This window comes from Exiguobacterium sp. s91 (assembly GCF_018618915.1).
Taxonomy (GTDB): domain Bacteria; phylum Bacillota; class Bacilli; order Exiguobacteriales; family Exiguobacteriaceae; genus Exiguobacterium_A; species Exiguobacterium_A abrahamii.
This window is the reverse complement of the sequence record NZ_JACSMZ010000003.1, coordinates 255,925-266,691: the sequence shown is the minus strand read 5'-3', so window position 1 is coordinate 266,691 and position 10,767 is coordinate 255,925. Positions and strand designations below refer to the sequence as shown.

Annotated in this window: 7 protein-coding genes; all 7 read right to left on the bottom strand. The window is 47.1% G+C overall.

Annotation, left to right across the window (positions count from 1 at the left end; genetic code table 11):
- Nucleotides 1-317 precede the first annotated feature (317 nt).
- The 7 genes from KNQ06_RS14475 to dnaA all read right to left on the bottom strand — a co-directional run bounded on the left by KNQ06_RS14475 (nucleotide 318) and on the right by dnaA (nucleotide 10,270).
- Entirely contained in the window at nucleotides 318-1,361 is a 1,044-nt protein-coding gene (locus KNQ06_RS14475; RefSeq protein WP_050678883.1) for an HD-GYP domain-containing protein, read from the bottom strand.
- A gap of 88 nt (nucleotides 1,362-1,449) precedes the next feature.
- Nucleotides 1,450-4,062 (bottom strand): DNA gyrase subunit A, encoded by a 2,613-nt coding sequence (gyrA, locus tag KNQ06_RS14470; protein WP_023469868.1) that lies wholly within the window; start codon nucleotides 4,060-4,062, stop codon nucleotides 1,450-1,452.
- Nucleotides 4,063-4,089: 27 nt separating this feature from the next.
- On the bottom strand, nucleotides 4,090-6,003 hold the full coding sequence (gene gyrB / locus KNQ06_RS14465; RefSeq protein ID WP_200864062.1) for a DNA topoisomerase (ATP-hydrolyzing) subunit B: 1,914 nt from the start codon (nucleotides 6,001-6,003) through the stop codon (nucleotides 4,090-4,092).
- Nucleotides 6,004-6,013: 10 nt separating this feature from the next.
- Nucleotides 6,014-7,168: a DNA replication/repair protein RecF gene (gene recF / locus KNQ06_RS14460; protein ID WP_023469866.1), complete on the bottom strand. Its 1,155-nt coding sequence runs from the start codon at nucleotides 7,166-7,168 to the stop codon at nucleotides 6,014-6,016.
- 1 nt (nucleotide 7,169) lies between these two features.
- Entirely contained in the window at nucleotides 7,170-7,391 is a 222-nt protein-coding gene (gene yaaA, locus KNQ06_RS14455) for a S4 domain-containing protein YaaA (RefSeq protein ID WP_023469865.1), read from the bottom strand.
- A 162-nt stretch (nucleotides 7,392-7,553) separates the two neighbouring features.
- On the bottom strand, nucleotides 7,554-8,687 hold the full coding sequence (gene dnaN, locus KNQ06_RS14450; protein ID WP_023469864.1) for a DNA polymerase III subunit beta: 1,134 nt from the start codon (nucleotides 8,685-8,687) through the stop codon (nucleotides 7,554-7,556).
- A 191-nt stretch (nucleotides 8,688-8,878) separates the two neighbouring features.
- Nucleotides 8,879-10,270 carry a chromosomal replication initiator protein DnaA gene (gene dnaA, locus KNQ06_RS14445; protein WP_023469863.1) on the bottom strand — a complete coding sequence of 464 codons (1,392 nt, stop codon included), beginning with the start codon at nucleotides 10,268-10,270 and terminating at the stop codon, nucleotides 8,879-8,881.
- Between the last annotated feature and the right edge of the window lie 497 nt (nucleotides 10,271-10,767).

Below are 10,767 nucleotides of genomic sequence, written 5' to 3'. Positions count from 1 at the left end.
AGTCACGATTGACGAAGCTTGCGCTTCATTCGTTTTTGTATTCCGTAGAATACGATTTTTGCCTCATCGTTCAGTTTTCAAAGTTCGTCCGCGCCTGTTTTGGCGACTCAATTAGAATACCAAGTCTGAAACAAGAAGTCAACAACTTTTTTCAAATTGTTTTCTCGTTTGTTTCAAGCGCTTGTCGTTGTTAAGGACATGTAATAATATATCATGCGTTTTATTATTGTGCAACACTTATTTTAAAATTGTTTTTAAAATCATGAACAAGCCTCTTGAACCTTGCGATTCCGTCTCAAGAGGCTGTTTATTCCCTATTAATCCATCAACTGAATAATACTATGTTGTCGTTCTTCCATTAAATCAATGATCGTCATCCGTCCTTGTTCTTCATAAGAAATGACAGGTCGATCAAAGACTGGATTCTTTCGCGTGATGGTTGCAATCTTTCCGTTACTCATCAGCACGCGATCACCGACTTCTATTGGTAGAAGTAATTGTCCGAGCAACAATACATACTTTGAGCAATATTGCATCGGTCTTGCTTTCAAATGACGATAGGCATCAAACGGCGTATAAGCTTCCCGATACGGACGCCAACTCGTCATTGCAGCAAAGACATCCGCTACGATGAATAACCGTGTGTGATCTGCGATCTTATCTCCTTTTACCTTTAAAGGGTAACCTGTTCCATCTAAACGTTCATGATGTTGAACAATTAAACGATTTACTGTATCAGAGATGATCGTCTCCTTTTGCAAGGCTTGATACGCCATAGCCGGGTGACGTTGAAAAATTTCTTGTTGCATCGCTTCATATCGTTTCGTGTGACGCCATTCCATGATTCGCGCTAGTCCATAGTCTGCAAAATAGGATGCGGTCCACAACTCATGAATCATTTTCCGTTCTTTTCCGACTGCTTCCGCCAGCATTTGCGCAATTGCCCCTCGATAAATGGCATGTCGCACTGTATAAGCTTCCGTTCCCCGCTCTAGGAAGAATGGTAAGACATCTTGTCTCGTAATCCGTTCTGGAACGGACTGTTTGACCCAACTCAATGCTTCGTATACATTCGGCTTCATTCCTTGTTCCCATGACATGAAGACTTTATTGTAAAAGCGAATAAATTCTTCAAATGGATGTTCCACATGGGCTTCAACTGTTTCAGTCTGCACTTGTTCATCTTTACTGAAATCAGGTCGATCTTCAATGACGACTTCCTTAATTAAAAAACGCTGGATTCGTCGTAACTCATCGCTTCCTATTTTTTTCCCTGCTTCTACGATCGGATGATCCGTATGTAAATAGATGGATTCTGTCAAACGATCCCCGATGCGTAATTGGTCACTTGCCACTCGCATATCGCTTCGTTCCTTTCTCTTCTTTCTATATATGTAGATAAAAGCAGCAGAGTAGTATCACTCTGCTGCTTCCTTGCTGACGTCTTGCTTATTCTTCCGCTTCTTCTGAAGCATCCGATTCGACTACATTCTCTTCAGACACGATATCCGTGTCTTCTTCCATTTCATCAGTCTCTTCGCGTTTCAGTTTCGCAACCGTTGCAACACGGTCACCTTCTTCAATTCGAATGACCTTCACCCCTTGGGTATTCCGGCCGACACGTGAAATGTATTGCGAGTCTGTCCGAATGACGATCCCGCTCTCTGTCATGATCATGATGTCATCGTCGACATCAACGATTCGCATGGCAACGATTTGACCGACGCGTTCTGTCACCTTACTCGCGATCAATCCTTTACCACCACGAGACTGGCTACGGAACTCGGTCATCGGTGTTCGTTTACCGAATCCTTTTTCCGTAATGACAAGAACATCTTGAGCATCACGTGCAAGTTCCATCCCGACGACGAAATCGTCTGGACGTAACGTCATCGCTTTGACACCACGAGCGCCACGTCCCATCGAGCGGACATTCGTGATTGGGAAACGAATCGCTTTCCCGCTTGTTGAAACAGCAAAGACTTCATCGTCCGTCGATGCGAGACGAACCGATGTCAACTCATCGTCTTCAAACAATCGAATCGCGATCAAACCGTTTTTGTTGATCCGTGCGTACGCAGACAACGGTGAACGTTTGACGCGTCCTTTACGTGTCATGAAGATCAATGATTTTTGCTCATCTTGAACGACTTCTTCCGTTTCAAGCGTTTCTTCCGTCTCTTCAATCTCTCCTTCAATCACCTCGACAGGTGCTTCAGTTGCTTGTTGCTCCTCGAGATAACGTTTGAAATTGACTGGAATCATCGTCTCGACCTTTTCGTCGCGTTCGATTTGGATGAGGTTGATGATCGGCACACCTTTTGATGTCCGGCTCATCTCTGGTACTTCATATCCACGAATCCGGTAGACTTTCCCGCGGTTCGTAAAGAATAGGATCGTATCGTGCGTCGAACAAGACAAGAGACGCGTGACGTAATCCTCGTCGTTCGTTCCGATTCCTTGAACCCCACGTCCGCCGCGGCGTTGTGTCCGGTACGAATCCGTCGTCATCCGTTTGATGTAGCCACTGCTTGTCAACGTGATGATGATATCCTGTTCCGGAATCAAATCTTCGTCTTCGAATTCGATGTGGTCCATGCGGATTTCCGTCCGACGTTCGTCGTTGAAACGTTCTTTCAACTCCTCAAGTTCTGTCCGGATCAAATCAAGCAAGACTTCCTCACTCGCAAGGATGCGGTTCAGTTCCGCGATCAATTGCATGATTTCGTCATACTCTGCTTCAATTTTCTCCCGCTCAAGACCTGTCAGGCGTTGCAAGCGCATATCAAGAATCGCTTGTGATTGTTTCTCGGATAACGCAAAACGCTCCATCAACTGTTCACGTGCTGCGTCCGCTGTCCGGTTCCCGCGGATGATTTGAATGACTTCATCCAAATGATCGAGTGCAATCCGTAGACCAGCGAGTAAGTGTTCACGTGCTTCTGCTTTTTCGAGATCGAACTGTGTCCGACGACGCACGATTTCTTTTTGATGCTCGAGGTAATGATAAAGCATTTCCTTGAGCGTCAATGTTTTCGGACGTCCTCCGACGATCGCTAGCATATTGACACCAAACGTCGTTTGCATCGACGTCTGCTTATACAAGTTGTTTAAGATGACGCTCGCATTTGCGTCACGACGGATTTCCATGACGATGCGCATACCGCGGCGATCTGACTCATCTCGTAAATCGGTGATACCTTCGATCTTTTTCTCGCGAACGAGGTCGGCAATCTTTTCAACGAGGCGGGCTTTATTGACCTGATAAGGCAGCTCCGTCACGATGATCCGTTCCCGGTCTTTTTTCGTCTGTTCGATTTCAGCTTTCGCGCGAACGATGATTGAGCCACGTCCTGTCTCATAAGCGCGACGAATCCCGCTACGACCAAGAATTTCACCAGCTGTCGGGAAATCAGGTCCCGGAATGTGTTGCATCAGTTCTTGGATCGTGATTTCTGGATCGTGAGACAATGCTAAGACACCATCGATGACTTCGCCAAGCTGATGTGGTGGAATGTTCGTTGCCATCCCGACCGCGATCCCGCTCGAACCGTTGACGAGTAAGTTCGGGAAGCGTGACGGTAAGACTTCCGGTTCGCGTTCCGAACCATCGTAGTTATCTTTGAAATCGACTGTGTTTTTGTTGATATCGCGAACGATCTCCATCGCGATTTTTGACATACGAGCTTCCGTATATCGCATTGCAGCCGCCGAGTCCCCATCGACAGACCCGAAGTTTCCGTGTCCATCGACGAGTTCGTAACGGTAGCTGAAGTCTTGCGCCATGCGGACCATCGTGTCATAGACGGCAGAATCCCCGTGCGGGTGATACTTACCGATGACTTCCCCGACGATACGGGCAGACTTTTTATGTGGTTTATCGGCACGAATACCGAGGTCGTTCATCGCATAGAGAATCCGGCGGTGTCCGGGTTTTAAGCCGTCCCGTACGTCCGGAAGAGCACGTGCGACGATGACGCTCATCGCGTAGTCCATGAAGGACGTACGCATCTCTTGACTGATATTAATATCCTTGATGATTCCGTGATTTTGTTCGGACATGCTTCTGGCCACCCTCTCTGTTCAGCGTTAAATATCCAGGTTCTTGACGTAATGTGCGTGTGATTGAATGAAGTCGCGTCGTGGTTCGACTTGATCTCCCATCAAGATATCAAAGACTTCATCTGCTTCGATTGCATCTTGAAGCTCGACACGCAACATTTGACGACCACTTGGATCCATCGTAGTTTCCCAAAGTTGCTCTGGATCCATCTCCCCAAGACCTTTGTAGCGCTGAATGTCGTACCGTGCGTTTTCAGGAAGCGCTGCAAGCGCCTCTGTCAATTCACGTTCGTTATGCACGTACGTGATGTTCTTCCCTTGTTTGATCCCGTATAGCGGTGGCTGAGCGATATAGACATACCCATGCTCGACAAGCGGACGCATGTAACGGTAGAAGAACGTCAACAAGAGTGTCCGAATGTGGGCACCATCGACATCGGCATCGGTCATGATGATGACTTTGTGATAGCGTGCTTTTTCGATATTGAACTCAGAACCGATACTTGTTCCGAGTGCCGTGATGATCGTCCGAATCTCATTGCTTCCGAGAATCTTATCGAGACGTGCTTTCTCAACGTTCAAGATTTTACCGCGAATCGGTAAGATTGCTTGGAAATGACGATCGCGTCCGGATTTTGCAGAACCACCCGCCGAGTCACCCTCAACGATGTACAATTCGGAAATCGACGCATCACGTGATGAACAGTCAGCCAGTTTACCCGGTAGTGAGCTCACTTCGAGAACACCTTTACGGCGTGTCAGTTCACGGGCGCGTTTCGCTGCCATGCGGGCGCGCGACGCCATCATCCCTTTTTCGACGATTGCGCGTGCGTTCGTCGGGTTTTCGAGCATGAACTGCTCAAATGCACCAGAGAAGAGTGAATCCGTAACCGTACGCGCGTCGGAGTTCCCGAGTTTCGTTTTCGTCTGACCTTCGAACTGTGGGTTCGGGTGTTTGACGGAAACGATCGCGGTCATTCCTTCACGCACGTCCTCACCGGATAACGTACCGTCCGCATCCTTCATCAAACCGAACTTCTTCGCATAGTCATTGATGACGCGTGTCAGAGCTGTCTTAAAGCCCGTCTCATGCGTACCACCCTCATGCGTCGGAATGTTGTTCGTGAACGAGTAGATGTTTGACGCAAATCCATCGTTGTACTGAAGCGCGACTTCGACTTCGATGCCATCCTTTGTACCGTGTACATAGACAGGTTCCGCATGAACGACTTCTTTTGAACGGTTCAAGTGCTCGACGTAGGACTTGATTCCACCTTCATAGTGGAAGCTACGTGTCATCGGCTCATCTGCACGATCGTCCGTGATGATGATCTTCAGGCCTTTGTTCAAGAAAGCAAGCTCGCGAAGGCGTGTCGCTAGCAAATCATAGTCATACTCGAGCGTCTCTTGGAAAATCTCACCGTCTGGGAAGAAACGAATCGTCGTTCCTGTCTCTTCTGATGTTCCGATGACTTCGAGATCTTGCGCTGGTACACCGCGATGGTACGCTTGGTAATACAGTTTCTCGTTCCGTTTGACGAACACTTCAAGTTTCGTCGACAGAGCGTTAACGACCGAAGCCCCAACACCGTGTAATCCGCCCGATACTTTATATCCGCCGCCGCCGAACTTACCACCGGCGTGGAGGACTGTTAGGATGACCTCAACGGCAGGACGACCCATCTTCTCTTGAATGTCGACTGGAATACCGCGTCCATTATCCTCGACTAAGATCGAGTTCCCTGGTTCGATCGTCACCTTGATCGTGTCACAGTATCCTGCGAGCGCCTCATCAATCGAGTTATCGACGATCTCCCATACGAGGTGATGGAGACCCTTTGATGCCGTCGAGCCGATATACATCCCTGGACGTTTACGAACTGCTTCTAATCCTTCAAGTACTTGAATCTGATCGGCACCGTACCCTTGTTCCAATTCCATATCTTCATGATTACTCATCGGTTTTCTCACCTACTGTTTCTTTATATGATGTCTCTTCCAAATCGACCGTCCCTTGTTTCACGTGGAACAACTTCGCTTGGTTGATCGTTTCATGCGCAATCCCGTCGACGCTTGTCGTCGTCAGGATCGTCTGGACCTTTTGTTGCATCGTATCGAGCAAATGTGTTTGACGATGATCATCAAGTTCGGATAAGACATCGTCGAGCAGAAGAAGTGGATATTCCCCTACTTCCTCATGAATCAATTCGATCTCCGCAAGCTTTAACGAGAGGGCTGCTGTCCGTTGTTGTCCTTGTGAACCATACGTTTGGACGTTTCGTCCATTGACTTCCATCTCGAAGTCATCGCGATGTGGTCCAAACAACGTAACTCCTCTTCGGATTTCATTTTCTTTTATTTTACCAAACTTCCGCGTGTAGGACGCAGTCATTCCTTCGACATCGAGTAATTCGTCGCCGAATGTGTCCGAACGATAGATGAGCGCGAGTTCTTCCTGTCCACGACTGATTCCGTCATGAATCGGTCGTGCCCATTTTTCGAGCTGGGCCATGAAATGATGCCGGCGCTGAACGATTTTAACGGCTAGCGTAATCATTTGCTCCGTCAAGATATCAAGGAAGGTCTCGTCTCCTCCCTTCATGGACAGTTGTTTCAGCAATGCGTTCCGCTGCTTCAACACTTTCAGGTACTGGCTCAATTCATGCAGATAGACCGGACTGACTTGACCGATCTCCATATCGAGAAATCGCCGGCGGACTTGTGGACTGCCTTTGACGATATGCAAATCTTCCGGGGCGAATAAAACGATGTTCAGTGCCCCGACATAATCACTCAAGCGTCGTTGCTCTAGATGATTCAGCTTTGCTTTTTTCCCGCGACCCGAGATGACGATCTCTTGGACATGGGAGCCGGTCCGCTTGACGACACGTCCTTCGACGCGCGCTGTTTCTTGGTCCCAACCGATCAGTTCCTTGTCATGCGTCGTCCGGTGCGACTTCGCGAGAGCAAGAACATAGATCGCTTCCAGTAAGTTCGTCTTCCCTTGTGCATTTTCACCAATCAGGACATTCGTTTTTTCGGAGAATGACAGTTCGAGTGCGTCATAGTTGCGATAATGACTGAGTCGGACTGAATCCAGCCGCACGTTAGTTGCCCTCGTTCTTGATGATGAACTGACCGTAGTCTTCTACATCAATGATGTCTCCATCCCGTAATTTACGACCACGTCGCTGATCGACCTCGCCGTTGACTAGAATCGGTACCTCTGCTAAAAACGGTTTAGCTTGTCCTCCGCTTGAGATGATATCCGATAGCTTCAGGAACTGCCCTAATGTGACGTATTCCGTTGTAATTCTGATTTCTTGCATGGATTGACTCCTCCTACCTACATATTATAAATGACGTACTCTTTATTGTACTAAACATTGAGCGATTTAGCAAAATCCCCGAACGTATATACGGTATACGAAAAAGACGGGTCCGATGTCGAAACGATCGAACCCGTCTTATCACGTATTTCGTGTTTATACTTACGCCGTCCGGACTGGAAGAATCAGTTGCAGGACGTTATCTTGATCGACTGGGTGCAAGATGAATGGACGAATCGAACCCGTGAACTGGATTTCGATATCTGTCGCGTCAAGCGCCTTCAAGGCATCCATCATGTACTTCGAGTTGAACGAGATTTTCAGCTCTTCTCCTTCAAGCGACAGGATGCTGACTTGCTCCGAGACTTTCCCGACTTCTGGTGAATGTGAAGAGATCTCGACCGCTGTCGTTCCTTCAGCTGCGAACTTGATGACGTTGTTACGGTCTTCACGTGCAAGCAGTGACGCGCGATCGATCGCTTGGAGCAATTCTTTCGCGTTCATGCGGACAGCTGTCCGGTACTCTTCTGGAATCAAGCGTGATGTATCCGGATAGTTTCCGTCGAGTAGACGCGAGAAGAAGAGGACGTGCTTCATCTTGAACAAGATTTGTTGGTTCGTGATCGTGATATCCACATGACCATCCCCAAGCAACTTCGATAATTCATTTAAGCTCTTCCCTGGAACGATGACGTTCTGGAACGAGATGTCCGTATCTGTCTCAAACTGAGCACGACGAAGAGCTAGACGGTGACTATCTGTTGAGACACACGTCAAGATGCCTTTGTCAGCTGAGAAGTTCACACCTGTCAGAACAGGACGTGTTTCTTGAACAGCGACAGCAAAGCTTGTTTGGCGAATCATCGAACGTAAGAGATCAGCCGGTAAACGGAAACGTTGTCCCCCATCGACTTGCGGAAGGCGTGGGAACTCATCTGGATCAAGACCGTTCAAATGGAATTCCGCTGTTCCTGATTGAATCCGTGTCATGAAGTTCGGTGAGACTTCGAGTGTGACTTCGTCTTTTGGCATCTTTTTGACGATATCGCCGAAGAAGCGGGCATTCAAGACGACACTACCAGCACGGTGAACCGTGACATAAGATGTTCCATTCTCTTCTGCATAGATCGTCCGTTCAATCGAGATTTCTGTATCGCTTCCTGTCAGCGTCATACCATCTCCATGAGCTTCGAGTTTGATTCCTGTCAGAATCGGAATCGTCGTGCGGGATGAGACCGCCTTGGCTACATCTTGTACTGCTTGAATTAAAGCTTCGCGTTGAATGGTGATATGCATATCGTCGTTAGACTCCTCTCGAAAATAATGGGCATGCGCCCATCATAACATAATAATATATTTTTTTAATAATAGTCTTAGGGGCTGTGGATAGTGTGGATAAGTCGGTGGATAACTTGATATAAAGCCAAAAACGGTGTGGATAAGTTGTGGATAACTACCCTACTTTATCCACATGTTTATCCACAGTTTTACGAATGCTTTAATTCATGTTTGATTTGTTCAATGACTTTGCCTGTTTCCCCGTCCGATTTGATCAACATACTGATTTTTTCATGGGCATGAATGACGGTCGTATGGTCGCGTCCCCCGAATTCTTCTCCGATTTTCGGTAAAGAGCTTTCTGTCATCTCACGCGAAAGATACATCGCGATTTGACGTGGGAAGGCAATCGATTTCGTTCGTTTCTTCGCCTTCAGATCATCAAACGGTAAGTTGAAATGTTTACTGACCGACTCCTGGATGTCACGAATCGTGACTTTACGCGGTTCAGCGACCGGCATGATGTTATGCAAGGCTTCTGCAGCGACATTTGGATCGATTGGTCGCCCGACGAGATTCGCATAGGCAATGACACGCGTCAACGCCCCTTCGAGCTCCCGAATGTTCGTATCAATCTGACTCGCGATGTAGAGCATGACTTCGTTTGAGACGTCAAGCTGCTCCGCATTCGCCTTTTTCCGTAAAATCGCAATCCGTGTCTCGAGATCCGGTGGCGTGATGTCTGTGATCAATCCCCATTCAAAACGAGAACGAAGCCGATCTTCAAGCGTTGGAATCTCTTTTGGTGGTCGGTCACTTGAGATGATGATTTGTTTTTGGTCGTTGTGCAGGGCATTGAACGTGTGGAAAAACTCTTCTTGCGTCTGTTCTTTGCCCGCAAGGAACTGAATGTCATCAATTAAGAGGACATCGATGTTACGGTATTTATTTCGAAACTCAACCGTTTTATTATCGCGGATGGAGTTAATGAAGTCATTCGTAAAGCGTTCAGAAGAGACATAGGCAATCCGTGTCCCGAGATTTTGATCTTGAACGTACTGTCCAATGGCATGCATCAGATGGGTTTTGCCAAGACCAACGCCACCATAGATGAAAAGCGGATTGTATGCTTTAGCAGGCGCTTCCGCAACAGCGAGTGAAGCGGCATGCGCAAAACGGTTCCCCGATCCGATGACGAATGTATCGAACGTATACTTCTCATTTAATTGTCCGAGTTCACTCATCGTCAATTCCTCTGTTGGTCTCCGCATGTTCGATGGACGCGATTTCGGAGTCGGTGTTGCCTCAACACGTTCCTCTTCTTGTCGATCGAGCATTTTCTTCGCTTGTCCCTCTTCAATGAACTGAATATCGAGTCGGCTTCCTGTTACTTCCTCAACTGTGTCTTCGAGTAAAGATAAGTACTGGCGCTCGAGCCATGTCACCGTAAATGCAGCTGGTGCTGAAACGAGTAGTGTCGTTCCATTTAGCGTGACGCCTTCTGTGGATTTCAACCACATATCATAACTAGCTTTCGGTGTTCGTTCCTCTTCCTCGATCACAGATAAGACATTATGCCAAAGTTCGGCAGCGTTTTTCATAAATACCCCCCTTTTTTTATCAAGATAGAAAATTTTTGTACACAGGCTTATACACAGACAAAGTTAATGAAGAAACTCGACTTATCCCCATAACGTAAAAACTGTGGATAACGTTATCCACAGGCAGTTGAATCTGTGTATAAAGTTATCCACAGGGTGTGTATAACTTGTTTTGTCCTGAACAATCAGGATCATGTTATGCACAATTAGTGTATCAAAAGAAATGAGCCCTGGCAATGGTTGGAATGATTTATCCACAAGTAAATTAAACCGTCCACAGGTAGTTACCCACAAGCTGTGGATAGTGTGGATAAATTGTGGATAAGAGGTGGATAACTTTTCGAAAGAGGAAGCGTTGAAAAAGAGTTATTCACAAAATACGAAAGAGGACGAAAAAAGGAATCGAAAATCGAGGATTGACGTCGATTTTAAAAAATACTATTGTAGACAAAGTGAAGAGTTATCCACGGAAAGTGTGGATAATGTGGATAAGTCTG

Bases quoted from the DNA above. Each gene is read 5' to 3' on its own strand.
- yaaA (WP_023469865.1), bottom strand. From the start codon at position 7,391: ATGCAAGAAATCAGAATTACAACGGAATACGTCACATTAGGGCAGTTC.
- dnaN (WP_023469864.1), bottom strand. From the start codon at position 8,687: ATGCATATCACCATTCAACGCGAAGCTTTAATTCAAGCAGTACAAGAT.
- KNQ06_RS14475 (WP_050678883.1), bottom strand. From the start codon at position 1,361: ATGCGAGTGGCAAGTGACCAATTACGCATCGGGGATCGTTTGACAGAA.
- gyrA (WP_023469868.1), bottom strand. From the start codon at position 4,062: ATGTCCGAACAAAATCACGGAATCATCAAGGATATTAATATCAGTCAA.
- gyrB (WP_200864062.1), bottom strand. From the start codon at position 6,003: ATGGAATTGGAACAAGGGTACGGTGCCGATCAGATTCAAGTACTTGAA.
- dnaA (WP_023469863.1), bottom strand. From the start codon at position 10,270: ATGAAAAACGCTGCCGAACTTTGGCATAATGTCTTATCTGTGATCGAG.